Source organism: Methanobrevibacter sp. V14 (genome assembly GCF_963082475.1).
Classification (GTDB): Archaea; Methanobacteriota; Methanobacteria; order Methanobacteriales; family Methanobacteriaceae; genus Methanocatella.
Window position 1 is genome coordinate 119,453 of the sequence record NZ_CAUJAM010000009.1, and the last position, 15,408, is coordinate 134,860.

Here is a 15,408-nt window from a genome sequence, read left to right on the forward strand (position 1 = left end):
CACATATTAATTTTTTTGTGAGGCTTTTCATGTCAGAATCAGAACATCGAATGATAGAAATCTTAAGAATTCTTGCAAAACAAGAAAAACCTACAGGATCTAAGTTAATTGCTGATGAGTTAAAAGAGAAAGGTTTTGATTTAGGTGAACGTGCTGTCAGATATCACATGCAAATTTTGGATGAAAAAGGATATACTGAAAAGAAAGGTTATTCTGGAAGAATAATAACTGATTTAGGTCGTGCCAAGCTTGAAAAAGGATTAATTTATGATCAAGTTGACTTCATTTACTCAAGATTTGAGGAAATGATATATTTGACTGACTTCTCCTATAACACACAAAAGGGAAATGTGGTTGTCAATACCTCGACTCTTTATAATGAAGAATCGTTTAATATAATGAAAGAAATTTTCAGAAGTGGTCTTTCTGTTAGTCCTTACGTTCATTTAAATGAAGACAAAAAAACTGGGAAAATTGATGTCACTACAATTTGCGGAACAACGATTGACGGAGTGCTTCTAAACCATGGCATTGTATCACAACCACAATATGGAGGGCTTCTAAAAATTGAAGACAATCGCCCTATAAATTTCACAGAAATCATATCTTACAAAAAAACATCTATAAGTCCTCTGGATGCATTTTCAAATGCTAATTTGACCTCTGTAACTGATTTAGTCCATGAAGGTAGCGGAATAATACCTGCAAACTTCAGATTAATTCCAGGAATTGCAAAAGAAAAAACAATAGACGTGATTAAACAATTGGATAGAATTGGAATAGGAGGCGTAATTGGAATATCTGATGAAGGAAAAGATTTGTTAGGCCTGCCCGTTCCCGAAGGAATGGTTGGAATAACAATAACTGGAGGCATAACTCCATTTTGTGCAATCAAAGAATCAGGTGAAGACATCCATATAAATATAGCTGAAGATATCGCGCCATTCAATTCACTAAAACCAATAACCCCAGATATCAAAAAACAGTTAGCAACACCTTCTGTTGAAAAACATCCTAAAATATCATTTTTACTTTCAAAGTCATGGAATTTAATCCAGCAAGTTAATTTTGACATGGAAAAACAAAAGGGAAAGATTATAGCTAATGTATCATTTGTTAATAAGGATGACATTGATGAAGCATTAAGGATTATGGAGGATACATACAATAACAATCCAAAATACATAAATCCTTATTTTAGACTTGTAAATCATCCGAATGATGTTAATAAAGTGGGCATAGCTACAATCTGTAGTTTAAGTATTGATGGAATTTTAATAAACAACGGAATAATGAGCAATCCAAAATATAGCGGATTGCTTGAGTTAACCGAACCGCCATTATTCATTGAGTTAATATCATATAACGGAACGACCTTAGATCCCCATAAGATATTTTTATCAAAAAATATGACAGACATCTCAGGAAGCACAGGTCCGAATAAAATATTAGCTAGTGTAAAAGAAATTCCATATATTACAAGAGAATACACCGTGGAATTATTAAATATTTTAAATAATATCGGATTTTCAGTTTATAAAATCGGAAAGCCAAGAGAGTTAGTTTATAATTCAAAAGTTGATAATTATAATTTTGGAGTTATAACTGGTGGGGGACTTAACTCTATTGGTGCTGTAAAAGAAAAAGGTATTGATATTGAAGTTAAAGCTATGGAAAAATTACTTCCATTTGAAAAAATGGAAAGACTGTAATTAAATTACAGTTACATCCACCTCTTCACCATTTTTAGGATAGTGAACAAATTCAATTATATCCTCTTCAACCTCATACACATCTATTTCGACAGTGGCTCCAAGATCGCTTTCTTCAAGAAGCACCAATATCCTGAAACCTGGTTCTCCAAAATATTCGGAAAAATCAACATTTAAAATTTCTCCTTCTGCAAAAATTCTATTGTATGAAATTTCTATTTTATCATGAATCTTTACATTTTCCTTTAAGTATTTAACTGCCTCTTCTGTTGTAAGTTCTAATTCTTTCATGATAATCAACTCCGATATATTAAGATATGTTTTTCAGCATATAAATGTTTGTATTTATACGAACAAAAAAATTTTAAATAAAAAAAGAACAATCTAAAGAACCTCAATAATGAGTTCTTTATCGTCATGGATATGTCTCATTTCAATTAGATCTTCACCGATCTCATTAAAATCAACTTCAATAGATTGATTTAAGATTTCACCAGTTAACTGTAGGCCTACCCTAAGACCTTCTCCAGTCATTTCATCCTCTTCCGTGATCCCTAAAACTTCACCTGGAGCAAAAATACGACTATAAGAAATCTCCAAAATATCTCTCACCTTAACATTATTCCTAACATATTCAATTGATTCTTCTAAAGTCATTTGAATTTCTTCTACCATAAATACCACTATCTTAAAAAAAAAAAGAAAAGAAAAGGAATTATAAATTCCTGTATTCTCTGATTGAAGTATATTCGTCGTCTAATTCACCGTAGCTAGCTAATTTTTCTTTGTTAGCTTCGGCATCTAAGTAAAGGTTGCCTTTACCATTAAGACCAATATCTCCAGTATATTTAATATATTTGCCCGGGAATGCGATTCCTTCTATTTCAGGATCAACTACAACACCGTCAAGAACAAAACCTTCAAGTAATCTTCCAAGGAATCCGTGAATAATGATGTTACCGTTTTTCATTTGTCCACCAGGCCAACGGTTTACATCACCGTCAATTTCGATAATACCTTTGGTCATGTGGATACCGGCTAAGATATCACAGTTACCTTTAACGTGAATCCTTCCACCAGTTAAACATTCACCACATTGTTTTCCAGCATTACCTCCAACAACGATTTGTCCACCAGTCATACCTCTCCATTCACCAATGTAAGAAGCGCCAGTAAATTCTTTGGTATTTCCTTCGATTTCAAGATAACCGCCGGACATTTCTCTTCCAGCGTGAGCTGCTGCATTACCTTTAACAAGAATAGATCCACCGGACATTTCTGCACCAACGTGTAAATCCACACTACTGTTACATACGATATTACCACCGCTCATTTTACAACCGATGTATTTTACTCTGTTTAAATCTCCATTTAAAATCATTTCTACATCATCAGCACCCATTGCATCCCCTTCAACGGTTATTTTGAAGAAGTCAGTAATTGGGAATCTGGAGTTTCCGATAGGTACTTGATATTTTGCGAAATCGGCTTCAGTCCATGAATAAATTTCATCAGGAATTAATTCATCAAATTCTAAAGCGATTGAAGAAGTTTTAATTTGATCAAATGTAATTGTTTTCACAATAAACACCCCTATTTACCTTCAACGTCTATTCTAATTGGGTTGGATACGTAGTGATCGTGTACAGGATAGTTTTCCCATTTAACTGAGTAGTATTGAGTAAAGAACGGCATAATACTGTCAATGACTTTTTGTTCTTTTTGTTCCCATCCTTTTACGTTAACCCAAATGTTTTGACTTTCTTTAACTTTAACAATTTCTTTGTCTTTTACTAAGATTTGACCATCTTTAATAGTGTATTGAGCAACATCGAAACCTTTTTCGATATCAGCAGCTTGTCTAGATGGATCAATTTCATTAGGATTTATGTCATATACTGCAATGTCTGCTCTGTATCCTGGAGTAAGTGCTCCTCTGTCAGTGAATCCATAGATTTGAGCTGGAGCCGCTCTTGTAATAGTTGCAATATCATAGAAATCGTATTCTCTGTCGAGAGTTGCAAGGGTAGTTCTTTTTTCTGCCCATTTGTGAACTTCTCTGTTTTCAATCATTTCCATCCTTCTTTGATTACTCATTAACCAAGAGATAATTCTAGGATATCTAGTAAATGGTCCCGCATTAGGGTGGTCAGTAGTTAAACATACTTTCCATGGGTCATCAATATGTAAGAATAATTCTAAACCAATAGCCCATTGTAAAGTGTTAACTGGGTTTTTACCTGAGTAAATACATGGAATGATACCAGCTGCAGTTTCACATTCAATATCCTTGTTAGTCCATTTAAGACCAGATAATTTGAATAAGTCATATTCCATAGGAGCATCTGCAGTCATAGTAGTAGTTTCATCTAAAGTTACTTGACCTACGTCACAAGTAACATGATCATTTTTGTTAACATATTTAGCTATTTCTTCAGCACCAGATGCTGCATCTTTCCAACTGTTACCTGTGTAAGAGTGGAATTGTAAGTGACATACATGCATAGTTTGGTTTCTGATTTCAGCTGCTCCTGATCCTTTTTTAATGTTTTTTACAGCATCCATAGTTTCAAGAGTAGTTGGTACGTTACCAGGGTGTCCTAAGTCGTTAGGGTGAATGTGTATAGAGTGAGGTAAGTTTAACATTTCGTTTGCTTTTGCAAGTGCAATAACAACTTCTTTAGAAGTTACATCAAAGTATGGTGCTTTATCGTTGAAACCATGTACGTTCATACCCCAACCCCATGCTTCACTTCCACATGGATTTACGATTTTAATTCCGTAACCTTTGGATATTTTTAACCATGCTGAAATAAATGCAGATAAGTCTTCAATATTATTGTCTTTAGCATATTCCAGTACAAACCAGTTGTTACCGAATAACGGCATGGCTGGGATGTCCAATTGTGGAATAGTTGCAATTTCTTCGTGAGTGTGTTTTGCTTCAAGAGGAGGCATAGCTGCTTCTACAACAGTACCGTAACCTAATCTTGAATATCTATAACCAGTTGCAGGACAACTTGGGATGGAGAAACCAGATTCTGATCTTAATACTTTAGTTTTTTGAGTAACACCTCTTCTAGAATCTTCAGGTCTGTATAATCTTCCTACTACTAATTTAGGACCTGCAACATGTGAGTGAGGGTCAATACCTGCCGGCATGACAATTTTATCAGTAACATCTAAGACTTTAGCATCAGCGGAAATGTCATCTACAATAATTCCATCTTTAAACATGACATCTTTTTTTTCTCCGTTGATTTGATTAACAGGGTCGTAGACAATACCGTTTTTAAGAATATATTCCATTATATCACCTTTAGAGTGCGTTTGGATTTGGCACATATTTTGGAGCTACATTTGGCTCTTCTCTGAGTTTCATTACTCTTTCTTTTAATTCACGGACAATCCATTCGTCGTCACGACAGGTTTCTGGTTTGTCGATTGCTTTTTTCATGTAGATAGGAACTCCATCCATACGATAACTGGTACCGGCACATTCTACAGCGATGAATGAACCTGGCAATACTACATCAGCTAATTCAGTTGATGGTCCCCAGTGAATATCAATTTGAATAACTGGAATGTTAGCTAAGTGTTGGTTTGCACCATTAGGGAAATGAGCACCTGGGTCAGCTGCAATAACCATGAAACAATCTGGTTCTTCCCTTACTAATAAATCGATAGTGTTAGTTTCTCCTAACATGTATCTTGGGTAACCTCTACAGTAGTCAACACCGAAAGCAAAACCACATTCGAATGCCATGAAAATGTTGAATCCGTTTACGTTAAAGTGACCTCTCATTGGAGTAAGACCCCATTTACTGTATTTGTTTAAGTCCTGAACCATTTTAATAGCAATATCGATGTTTCTTTGTTTTGATAAAGTGTGGGTTAAACCTAAACCGAAGAAGAGAACACCGAATTCCGCATTTTTCATTTCTTCTGCTAATTCGTAAATATCTTCTTTAGGAATTCCAGAAATTACATCTTGGTATAATTCTTTTCCTCTGAGAACTGCTCTAATAGCATTGTAGAAACCGTAATCTCCGTTTTGTTCAAATCCTATCCATTTGTCAGAACATTTTGCAGTATCTGAGAATTTAGGATCCATGGTAACAACGGTTCTGTCGAATCTTCCTCTTTGTCTGAAATATCCTCTGCAGAACACAGCATATCTTGCCATGTGCCTTGGGTGAGAGTTCATAGCGTTACTTCCAGAGTAAGCAACAACATCTGCTCTGTTTTGAACTTCCCCTAAGGTTTGAATAGGGTAACCTGCATTTTGTACAGCTTGGAGAGAAGGTCCGTGACAAATAGTAGCTTGGTTATCTAATACTGCACCAATATATTCGCCTAATGCTACTCCTTCTTTCATACATTCAGTAGATGTTTCAGACCAACCGTAAAATACAGGCCTGATGGAATTAGCAATATATTCAGCAGCTTTATCTAAAGCAGTATCCCAGTCAACTTCTTTAAGTTCTCCATTTTCATCCCTAATCATTGGAACAAGCAATCTTTGGTCCATATCTTCCATAATTTTACTTGCTCCTAATCTGCATGCGTGTCTTACAGCAACTACGTGATTATCTTTAATCAAATAATCTAAATCATCACAGTTACAACCACAGAATGCACAAGTACAATTTTCAACAATGTAATCATAATCAGTTATAGGCGGTTCATAAGTCATGGTCACTCAACTCCTTCCATTTACGTCCATGATAAACAGGTAATTCACCTAAAGATTCCATGTTTTCAACAACATCGTCATCTTCTTCGTCAACATATTTTTTGTATACCCATCTCATTAAATCAGCCATGAGTAATACTTTTCTGTCTGTTTTTTCAACAGTACATTTGATTCCTTTATAAGTAGGGTCAGAACAACAGTAAGTATCGTGACTTACAATAGTGTTAGCCCATGGTCCTTTACAAATGAATACAGTTCCTTCGTGAGGTGCATCTCTTGATACTGCACAGTTTACTACTACTTCCCCAAAATCAGTTTTTACAAGTACAGTATCCCAGTTGTTTACACCTAATTTTGCCATATCTCTAGGATCCATATAACAAGTACCAGAAGCATTTTTGTATTCCTCTTTTAAAGTAGAACCTCTTTTTTTACAAGCGCCTTGGTAAATGTCAGAACCGGTGTTTAACATACATTTTAAAACATCGGTAGTTCCTTCACCAGTAATTTTTACATCAGGCACTACAGGTTTTTCTAAATAAGTATTAGCATAATACATAAATTAATCCCCCTATTCTAACCATATGGCATTTACTGGGCAAAACATTTGACATGTTCCACACAATTCACATTTATCTTTACTGAAAAGTTTAATAAATCCGTTTTCTACCATCATAATAACTTCTTCAGTCTTAGCACCATTACCACCAGCATTTTCCGGACTGATAGCAGCGTTAACAGGACATGAAATTACACAAATTCCACATCCTAAACAATTATCTTGATTAACTTTAAGTTCCATCGAATCACCTAGTCCTTAATTGCATCTAAAGCTTCTTTCCAAGTAGTTGAGCCAATAGGTGTGTGGTCAATTTCAGTTCTTTTTACAGTAATCGCTCCGTTAGGACATGCATTTGCACATGCTTTACATCTTACACAATATTCATCATATGCAATGATATGATCTAATCTAGAACCAGGACCAGAAGATGTAGGGAATGCTAATGCATTACAAGAACAAATATCGACACAAGCTCCACAAGCTTGACATTTTTCTTGATCAACTTCAATAGAACCTTGGAATGGTTTTTTATGTTTTGCTGCATCGGTAGGACATACTCCTTCACACCAACCACAGAATACACAAAGTTCTGAGTCAATGACAGAGTTTCCTTTAACAACAGCTTTAGAAGGATCTAAATCATATTCTCCATAACTACAGGATCTGCAAACAGCTTTAATAGCGTTAGTAGGACAAGATTTTTTACATACTAAACAGTATACACATTTATCTTTGTCTATAACAATGGACTCTTTACCAGTTTCTTTATCAACGACAATTGCTTCTGCAGGACATAATTCTTCACATACCCCACAATAAATACATTCATCATCATCAACTTCGATTTCACCTGTCACTAAATCTGCACGGCTTGGTAAAACTCTATCAATGACAATAGCATCACGAGGACATGCAATTTCACATCTTTTACAGTAAATACATTCGTCATCATCAATTTTTGAGAAAGCGTTGTAATGAGGATATGCATCAATTTCTTTAATTGGTACGCCATCAATAGTTAATACTAAAGCGTCAACAGGACATAAACCACTACACATACCACATAATACACATTTACTTTCGTCAATGCTTATTCTTTGAACATCGAAATCCTCACGGAAGTTTTGAGCAATCTTGTCGTGACCACTGAAATAGATGTCGTTGGAAATTCTGTTACGTGCGTCGATAGCAATTGGATTTAATGTAATTGCTTCAACAGGACAAGTAAATTCACAAATTCCACATCCTAAACAAACATGATCATTGAAAGATAAGTTTCTAACTTCTTCTGCTGATCTTGTGATGTCAAAGTTGTTGTCTTTAACCTCTTTTAAATTTCTAATCATACTCAATCTCCAAAATTTTTATAGAATCAGTTGGGCATTCGTCGCTACATAGCGTACAACCACAACATTGTATGGAGTCTGCATGTGCTTTCAATGATTCTAATTGAATAGCTTTCATTGAACATGCATTTACACATAAACCGCAACCAATACAAGAATCATCTATAATTACTTCGAAATTTCTTTCTCTGCAAATATTCACAATTTTTCGACTCTGTTCTGGTTCGTCAAATATTGCCTCGGTCATATTCAAGAAATCACGTGGACATAATTCGGTTATTGTTCTTGCAACATCAATAGAGTTCCAAGATAAGTTCCTACCATTCAAGTAATGTGATATGGTAGATCTATCAACACCTAACTCATCAGCAATCGCTTGATGACTTTCACCAGCATCCTTCAACTTGACCGCAGCCAAATATTTAAGACCAGATGCAATATGTTTGGGCATTTGAAAACCACCAATGTGTAATGATAACACATATGTTTTCTTATATAAATATAGTTGCCTACTAGATTTAAGCCGAAATAATTAAATATTACTGTGGGAAAACTACACATTTAAAATTTTTAAAATTAATTTAATTAAATTATTTCATAAAATAAAAGTTAATTATACGTAAATCCTACTAAATAAGATAATTTAAAGTTTATAGCTATCTTAAACAAATTATAATCTTTAAATTTTTAAAAAACTAGTGAAATTACACAAAATAATTAATACAAAATTAACGAAAAAGTATTACAAATTCAAGGAAAATCGCCACTAATTTTTAGTTTTACCTAAATGTGTAGTAACTACACATAAATGACATTAGAAATTTTTAATTAATACAAACAACATAATAATGGATTAAGGGGAGTTGAATATGAAAATAGTATCTATAGTTGGTAAAAAAAATACCGGTAAAACTTCATTAACTGTAAAAGTTATAGAAGAAATGACAAAAAGAGGATACAATGTATGCTCTATCAAACATTCACACCATTCAATAGAAATGGATAAAGAAAATACCGATACATGGAAACATAAACAAGCCGGAGCCAATTTAGTAGTCGGTGTTGGATCAACAACTTTTTTTAACTCAAAAAAAGAGCATGACTTAAATAGAATATTATACCTGCTAAAACATTTTGATGACTTTGACTTTGTAATCATTGAAGGATTTAAAGATTACAACTATCCAAAAATAATAACCTCCCCAGATGTCAGAGACGAATATACCATAAAAGAAATAGATTCATTTACAATTGATGCAGATGGCGTGAGTGAATTATGCAATATTATTGAAGAAAGAAGTCATGATATAATTGATACATTATTTCTAAATAACTGTGGATTTAATAATGGAAAAGCAATTGCAAATGAAATTCGTCAAGGAAATTTAAGTGTTGATGATTTAGATAAAATCCACAGCTACTTATCAATAGATGGTCATGTAATTGGCCTTAATAGATTTGTAAGTGATTATCTAAAACAAGAAGTTATCGGAGTCATAAATACATTAAATCTCAAGGACTTTGGAGTAAGGGATGTTGGAAAAATAGAAATACTTATTCCAAATGACAATACTCCGCAAAATCCAATTGAAGCTAAATGCGCCATTTACATAAATGATGAAATACTTGAAATCAATGGATTTAGTGAAAATATTGTTGCAAATTCCATAAAAGGAATGATAAAATCAATTAAAACCAAAGAGGAAGCTAAACTTATCGATATTGAAATATCCAACATTACAGAAGATTTGATTGATGCCAATATAATTCTTAAAACCAATAACCATGATGTTAAAATAAATGATTTTACTCAAGGCATTCTAAAGGAAACCATTTATGCAATTGTTAATAGTCTAAAAATAGATTCAAAAATCAATAAAATAAAAATCAAAGTGGAAGAGATTTAAAATGCTTGAAAATGTAGTTTTAGACAAATATGAAAGACCCATTATTTCACTAAGAATCACAATAACAAACAGGTGCAATGTGAATTGTTTATATTGCCATCATGATGGAATGGTTCGCTCAAGAGATGAAATGACTGCTGATGAGTTATACACAATTTGCAAAGTCGCTAAAAAAATCGGTGTTCGCAAAATCAGACTTTCAGGCGGTGAACCATTACTTAAAAAAGATATTGTGAGAATCGTTGAAAAAATAGCTAGCCTTGACTTTGAAGACATATCAATGACAACAAACGGCATACTTTTAGAGAGATATGCTGAAGATTTAAAAGAGGCAGGTCTTGATCGTGTTAATGTCAGCCTTGATACACTAGACAAAGATACATACGAGTTTATTACTAAAAAAGATTACCTTGAAGATGCTAAAAAAGGAATTTTAAAAGCCGTTGAAGTTGGATTGTATCCTGTTAAAATCAATATGGTTATTATGAAAGACATTAACCAAAATGAAATCAAAGAAATGTTTAAATTCTGTAAAAAAAACAATATTGTTCTTCAACTTATTGAATTGATTGAAAGTGAAAACTGTGATGAAGACAAATTCAGCAAAGAATATCACTATAATTTGGACAGCATTGAAAATGAGATAGCGGATATAGCTGATGATATGTATGAACGTAAATTTATGCAAGGACGTAAAAAGTATTACATTAACGGGGGCGAAATTGAGGTAGTTAAACCTGTTGATAATGCCAAATTCTGTTCAAAATGCTCTAGATTAAGAATAACTCCAGACGGTAAAATCAAACCATGCTTGCTTAGAAATGATAATCTTGTTGAGCTTATTTCACATGTTAGAAATGGTGAAAGTGAAGAACAAATAGAAGAAATTTTCATTAAAGGAATTAATCAACGTGAACCGTCTATTACTATATAATTAAAAAGTTTCATCAGGAAAACCTTAGGTTTCTATGAATGGTACCTTTCGTGGAACAAAATTTCATCTAATTGGTAATGTTCCCATTCGCGTTTGTTTAACACAATTTCTAATTCTTGCGGGGTTATTAATGGTTTTTTATACATTTGCGAATCATCAATAGCTATTCTTGGACATGCGCTAACAACAAAAGCATCCAAATCAAGATACGGCAGTAGTGCATCAGGTGAGACATTATCGAGAAGTATGATGTATGCTTCCATTTCAGCATCTTCAATTGTTTTTTTAATTTCTCTAGCAAGCATCATTCTATATTGTCCTTCTTTAGAAGACACTATTACGCCCCATTTTTTTGCACTTCGTGCTTTCGTAATTCTTGCAAAACGTATTCTTAAGATTCTATCTGCAAACTCATCCATGCTTCTAATTTCTGAGTTATATGGGTCAAGTGCTATTACTGGAACATTTGAGAATAACTTAATCCCGAGAGGGTGGAAATTTCCGCTGCCAATAAATAAAATAGCATCAACTTCAAGGTATTTAATCGATGAGAAGTTACAACCAAGCACCTGTCCTTTTCTTGTTGAGGGAGATGAGCCTAAAATCACTTCTTTGCCATTGTCTTCTAAAAAATCCTTAGTTTCATTTAAGAGATGCAGGTGTTGGGTCGTTGTCACCAAACCTATTCTTGATACATTTTTCAGGTTTTCTAAACATTTTTTAAGATCTTTTTTAATATCGATTTTAGAATATGCTTCAATAAATAATGTCGGGACTTCATATTTCAATGGCAAAGGAGTATGGCCGTAGTGTACAATTAAATCTACCGAACCCTTCATTTTCCAGTCGCTAACATCACAAGCTCCAAAGCAGGGGTCTCCTGAGATAATGACAATAGTATCCGTTTCATTTTCAATCGCTTTAGCTATTTTTGTTGATTGTACTTTCAAACCTTCTGGAAATTGAAGTCCTACAGTTTTGGCATCAAGGGATTTGATTTTACGGATTGCCCGGTCTAAATCCATATCGTACATTGACATATTAATCATCAATCGTTTTTTCAATAACTACTTTCCCATCAGTAATGTCTAGTTTTATAATTGATAATACATCGACCCCTGTTGCGGCTTCAACAATTTCCTTACCCTTTCCTTTTTCAATAACCGCCACGGTTGATTTAATGTCCAAACCTAAGTCTTTTAGGGTTTTAATTAACGCAATTAAAGTTCCGCCAGTACTTACCACATCGTCAATAAGCAAAATTTTTTCTCCAGCATGCAAATCGTTTATGTAAAGGTTTGATGAACCATAACCTGTTTTCTGATATACCTGTGTTTCTCCTTCAAGACCATATTGTCTTTTACGGATTACAACAAATGGAACATCAGTTGCAAGGGACAAGGCAGCTGCAAGATGTATTCCCATCGCTTCAACAGCAACAATTTTATCAACATCCAAATCTGCATATTTGTGCACTGCTAATGATAACTCTCTTAACATTTTAGGGTTCATTGCAGGAACTCCGTCACTTATAGGATTTACAAAGTAATTATATTCGCCTTTTTTCACAATTGGCGAATTCTCTAAAGATTTTTTTACTTCTTCTAACATAATACTCACACGAAAATTATTAAAACTTATAATAAATATAAATATATCTTAATATAATAATTAAGTTTTCTTATAAGAAGTGATTAATATGCTTGGAAATTTAAGTGAAAATCTTACTAATACTATGAAAAAATTAGTAGGAATGTCTGTCATTGATAAAAAGACAATTAAAGAAATTGTAAAGGACATACAACGTGCTTTAATTCAATCTGACGTTAATATTAAATTAGTTTTAGATTTATCAAAAAAAATAGAATCAAGAGCTCTTGAAGAAGAACCTCCAAAAGGCATAACTCCAAGGGAATATGTCATAACAATTATTTATGAAGAGATGGTGAACCTTTTAGGCAGCGAAGCGGCAGACCTTGACATCAACGATAGGCCGTATAAAATACTATTTTTAGGTTTGCAAGGTTCAGGTAAAACCACTACAATAGGTAAGCTATGTAGGTATTTGCAAAAGAAGGGTTTCAACCCTGCGGTTGTATGTACCGACACATGGAGACCAGCCGCTTATGTTCAGTTAAAGCAATTAACTGAAGAGATGGATGTGCCATTGTACGGAGACCCTGACAATAAAGATGCCCTTGATTTGGCTCAAAAGGGTTTAAAAGAATTTAAGAATAGAAAAGTAATTATTTTTGATACTGCAGGAAGGCATAAGGAAGAATCAGATTTGATTGCTGAAATGGATAAATTGGACAAAATTATCAGTCCTAACGAAGCTATTCTTGTCATTGATGGAACAATCGGCCAACAAGCCGGCGAACAAGCAAGAGCATTCTCACAAGCAACTGATATCGGATCAATCATTATTACAAAATTAGACGGTTCTGCAAAAGGGGGAGGAGCAATGTCTGCTGTAGCTGAAACCGGCGCTCCAATTAAATTCATTGGAACTGGGGAGAGAATCGATGACTTTGAGCAATTTGATCCTGAAAGATTTATTTCTAGACTGCTCGGTATGGGAGATATTCGCTCTCTTATAGAAAAGGCAGAAGAAAATATAAATGAGGATGTTGCGGAAAAAACCATGAATAACATATTGACAGGCAAATTCACATTGATGGATATGAAAAACCAGTTTGACATGATGAACAGCATGGGTCCAATGCAGCAGGTATTAAACATGATTCCAGGTATGGGTAATAAAATATCTAAGGAAACTTCTAAAATGACTGAAGATAAAATTGAAGGTTATAAGGTCATGATGTCATCAATGACTGAAGAAGAAATGCTAAATCCAAAATTAATTAAGCAGTCACGTATTCAAAGAATCGCACGTGGCGCGGGTGTCGATGAAGATGAAGTTAAAGAACTGCTTAAATATTTTAACAATACCAAAAAGACAATGAAAGGACTCGGAAAACGTGGCGGCCGTATTAGAGGCGGAAATATGAACCGTATGTTGGGACATTTCATGAATAGATAATATGAAATTGGCTGAAGATATTTTAAAGGAAACTGATGGAAAAATCTGCAAACATTGTCTTGGGCGTAAATTATCTAAAACGATTGAAGGCACTAACAATATCGAAAGGGCAGATAAGGCATGCAGTGAATTAGGTATTAATTTGGATAATGTTGATTGTGTTGTCTGCGATAACTTATTTGATAAACTGGATGATGATTTATACAAAAAGATCGATGATAAAGTCAATCAGCTAAAAATTGAATTCGATACATTTCTTGTGGGATGTCAAATCGATAAGGACATTCAAAAACGTGATGAAGAATTGTCTGAAAAGTTCAACTTAGGTGTTGAAACTGTTAAAAAAGAAGTTAACAGATTAATAGGTCTTGGGATTTGGCAGAGATATGACAGGGAAGCAGAATTCGAAAGACAGGATATTGTTTTCAATGTTGATTTAAAAAACGAACCTAAGGTAAGAATTCAGATCAATCCATTATATATTGAAGGAAAATACAATAAATATAAACGCGGAATACCTCAAACTAAATGGCCATGCACCAAATGCAAAGGCAGAGGTTGTGAGGAGTGTTATGGCACTGGCAAACAATATTCCGAATCAGTTGAAGAGTTAATTTCCGAGCACTTTTTAAAATTAACCAAAGGAAGGGAAGCCAAGTTCCACGGAGCTGGAAGGGAAGACATTGATGTATTGATGTTAGGTTCTGGAAGACCTTTTGTACTTGAAATAAAGGAACCGAAAATTAGAAATCTTGATTTAAGTAAACTGGAAACTGAAATCAACAGGATTAATGAGAATAAAACCGCCTATCATAATTTAAAATTATGTGAAAGGCCAAGAAAAGCTGAAATAAAACAATCTTCTCCGGATACTTATAAAGTTTATCAGGCCATTGTTGAATGTGACGAGGCATTTGATGCGGATAAATTAGATGATTTGACAAAACTGAATGAAATTCACCAACAAACACCAATAAGGGTACTTAGAAGACGCACGGATATGGTGAGAGTAAAACACGTGCTTGGCCTGTCATATGAAATAATCAATGACAAGACATTTAACATGAGGATAAAAACTGAAGGTGGACTATACATTAAAGAATTAATTTCTGGAGATGGGGGAAGAAGCAACCCCAATGTCTCTGAAATTTTAGGCGTTAATGCAGCATGTGCACAATTGGATGTAATTGAAGTAAGCGAGAAATGAT

16 protein-coding genes are annotated in these 15,408 nt (G+C 34.0%); 5 read left to right on the plus strand and 11 right to left on the minus strand.

The genetic code is table 11. The features are described from left to right. Positions 1-29: 29 nt before the first annotated feature. Complete coding sequence (locus Q9968_RS08220; protein WP_305515295.1) at positions 30-1,712, plus strand: DUF128 domain-containing protein; 1,683 nt, start codon at positions 30-32, stop codon at positions 1,710-1,712. Here Q9968_RS08220 and Q9968_RS08225 read toward each other — a convergent pair whose 3' ends face one another. The 9 genes from Q9968_RS08225 to Q9968_RS08265 form a co-directional block, all read right to left on the minus strand. Continuing rightward, complete coding sequence (locus Q9968_RS08225; RefSeq protein WP_305515297.1) at positions 1,713-2,003, minus strand: DUF2097 domain-containing protein; 291 nt, start codon at positions 2,001-2,003, stop codon at positions 1,713-1,715. Positions 2,004-2,096: 93 nt separating this feature from the next. Next, positions 2,097-2,387, minus strand: coding sequence for a DUF2097 domain-containing protein (locus tag Q9968_RS08230; RefSeq protein ID WP_305515299.1), 291 nt, complete (start codon positions 2,385-2,387; stop codon positions 2,097-2,099). Between the two features lie 40 nt (positions 2,388-2,427). Further along, entirely contained in the window at positions 2,428-3,303 is an 876-nt protein-coding gene (locus tag Q9968_RS08235) for a formylmethanofuran dehydrogenase subunit C (protein WP_305515300.1), read from the minus strand. Between the two features lie 2 nt (positions 3,304-3,305). Continuing rightward, positions 3,306-5,024, minus strand: a complete 1,719-nt coding sequence (locus Q9968_RS08240; RefSeq protein WP_305515701.1) for a formylmethanofuran dehydrogenase subunit A — start codon at positions 5,022-5,024, stop codon at positions 3,306-3,308. Positions 5,025-5,031: 7 nt separating this feature from the next. Beyond that, positions 5,032-6,408 carry a formylmethanofuran dehydrogenase subunit B gene (locus Q9968_RS08245; RefSeq protein ID WP_305515302.1) on the minus strand — a complete coding sequence of 459 codons (1,377 nt, stop codon included), beginning with the start codon at positions 6,406-6,408 and terminating at the stop codon, positions 5,032-5,034. Continuing rightward, positions 6,398-6,967, minus strand: coding sequence for a molybdopterin dinucleotide binding domain-containing protein (locus Q9968_RS08250; RefSeq protein WP_305515304.1), 570 nt, complete (start codon positions 6,965-6,967; stop codon positions 6,398-6,400). The genes Q9968_RS08245 and Q9968_RS08250 overlap by 11 nt, the downstream gene beginning before the upstream one ends. A gap of 12 nt (positions 6,968-6,979) precedes the next feature. Next, the gene (locus tag Q9968_RS08255; RefSeq protein ID WP_305515306.1) at positions 6,980-7,210 is read right to left on the minus strand and encodes a 4Fe-4S binding protein; all 231 of its coding nucleotides are present in this window, start codon (positions 7,208-7,210) and stop codon (positions 6,980-6,982) included. Between the two features lie 8 nt (positions 7,211-7,218). Then, the gene (fwdF, locus tag Q9968_RS08260; protein WP_305515308.1) at positions 7,219-8,316 is read right to left on the minus strand and encodes a tungsten-dependent formylmethanofuran dehydrogenase subunit FwdF; all 1,098 of its coding nucleotides are present in this window, start codon (positions 8,314-8,316) and stop codon (positions 7,219-7,221) included. Then, complete coding sequence (locus Q9968_RS08265) at positions 8,309-8,767, minus strand: 4Fe-4S binding protein (protein ID WP_305515310.1); 459 nt, start codon at positions 8,765-8,767, stop codon at positions 8,309-8,311. Before Q9968_RS08265 ends, fwdF begins: the two co-directional genes overlap by 8 nt. A gap of 418 nt (positions 8,768-9,185) precedes the next feature. Here Q9968_RS08265 and mobB point away from each other — a divergent pair, with 418 nt between their 5' ends. Beyond that, positions 9,186-10,223 carry a molybdopterin-guanine dinucleotide biosynthesis protein B gene (gene mobB / locus Q9968_RS08270; protein ID WP_305515312.1) on the plus strand — a complete coding sequence of 346 codons (1,038 nt, stop codon included), beginning with the start codon at positions 9,186-9,188 and terminating at the stop codon, positions 10,221-10,223. Position 10,224: 1 nt separating this feature from the next. Beyond that, on the plus strand, positions 10,225-11,157 hold the full coding sequence (gene moaA, locus Q9968_RS08275) for a GTP 3',8-cyclase MoaA (RefSeq protein WP_305515314.1): 933 nt from the start codon (positions 10,225-10,227) through the stop codon (positions 11,155-11,157). Between the two features lie 32 nt (positions 11,158-11,189). On the opposite strand, the gene dph2 is transcribed toward moaA, so the two are convergent. Continuing rightward, a complete protein-coding gene (gene dph2 / locus Q9968_RS08280) occupies positions 11,190-12,197 on the minus strand; it encodes a diphthamide biosynthesis enzyme Dph2 (RefSeq protein WP_305515315.1) in 1,008 nt (335 codons plus the stop codon). A 1-nt stretch (position 12,198) separates the two neighbouring features. Beyond that, positions 12,199-12,768 carry a hypoxanthine/guanine phosphoribosyltransferase gene (gene hpt, locus Q9968_RS08285; RefSeq protein WP_305515317.1) on the minus strand — a complete coding sequence of 190 codons (570 nt, stop codon included), beginning with the start codon at positions 12,766-12,768 and terminating at the stop codon, positions 12,199-12,201. 82 nt (positions 12,769-12,850) lie between these two features. On the opposite strand from hpt, the gene Q9968_RS08290 reads away from it, so the two are divergent. Both Q9968_RS08290 and Q9968_RS08295 read left to right on the plus strand, forming a co-directional pair. Then, positions 12,851-14,200, plus strand: a complete 1,350-nt coding sequence (locus tag Q9968_RS08290) for a signal recognition particle protein Srp54 (RefSeq protein WP_305515703.1) — start codon at positions 12,851-12,853, stop codon at positions 14,198-14,200. A 1-nt stretch (position 14,201) separates the two neighbouring features. After that, a complete protein-coding gene (locus Q9968_RS08295) occupies positions 14,202-15,407 on the plus strand; it encodes a tRNA pseudouridine(54/55) synthase Pus10 (RefSeq protein ID WP_305515319.1) in 1,206 nt (401 codons plus the stop codon). The last annotated feature ends 1 nt before the right edge of the window (position 15,408 follow it).

What these genes read in the sequence shown, in the direction of transcription:
- Q9968_RS08220 (WP_305515295.1), top strand. Translation starts at nt 30, where the DNA reads ATGTCAGAATCAGAACATCGAATGATAGAAATCTTAAGAATTCTTGCA.
- Q9968_RS08225 (WP_305515297.1), bottom strand. Translation starts at nt 2,003, where the DNA reads ATGAAAGAATTAGAACTTACAACAGAAGAGGCAGTTAAATACTTAAAG.
- Q9968_RS08230 (WP_305515299.1), bottom strand. Translation starts at nt 2,387, where the DNA reads ATGGTAGAAGAAATTCAAATGACTTTAGAAGAATCAATTGAATATGTT.
- Q9968_RS08245 (WP_305515302.1), bottom strand. Translation starts at nt 6,408, where the DNA reads ATGACTTATGAACCGCCTATAACTGATTATGATTACATTGTTGAAAAT.
- Q9968_RS08250 (WP_305515304.1), bottom strand. Translation starts at nt 6,967, where the DNA reads ATGTATTATGCTAATACTTATTTAGAAAAACCTGTAGTGCCTGATGTA.
- Q9968_RS08255 (WP_305515306.1), bottom strand. Translation starts at nt 7,210, where the DNA reads ATGGAACTTAAAGTTAATCAAGATAATTGTTTAGGATGTGGAATTTGT.
- fwdF (WP_305515308.1), bottom strand. Translation starts at nt 8,316, where the DNA reads ATGATTAGAAATTTAAAAGAGGTTAAAGACAACAACTTTGACATCACA.
- Q9968_RS08265 (WP_305515310.1), bottom strand. Translation starts at nt 8,767, where the DNA reads ATGCCCAAACATATTGCATCTGGTCTTAAATATTTGGCTGCGGTCAAG.
- mobB (WP_305515312.1), top strand. Translation starts at nt 9,186, where the DNA reads ATGAAAATAGTATCTATAGTTGGTAAAAAAAATACCGGTAAAACTTCA.
- moaA (WP_305515314.1), top strand. Translation starts at nt 10,225, where the DNA reads ATGCTTGAAAATGTAGTTTTAGACAAATATGAAAGACCCATTATTTCA.
- dph2 (WP_305515315.1), bottom strand. Translation starts at nt 12,197, where the DNA reads ATGTCAATGTACGATATGGATTTAGACCGGGCAATCCGTAAAATCAAA.
- hpt (WP_305515317.1), bottom strand. Translation starts at nt 12,768, where the DNA reads ATGTTAGAAGAAGTAAAAAAATCTTTAGAGAATTCGCCAATTGTGAAA.
- Q9968_RS08295 (WP_305515319.1), top strand. Translation starts at nt 14,202, where the DNA reads ATGAAATTGGCTGAAGATATTTTAAAGGAAACTGATGGAAAAATCTGC.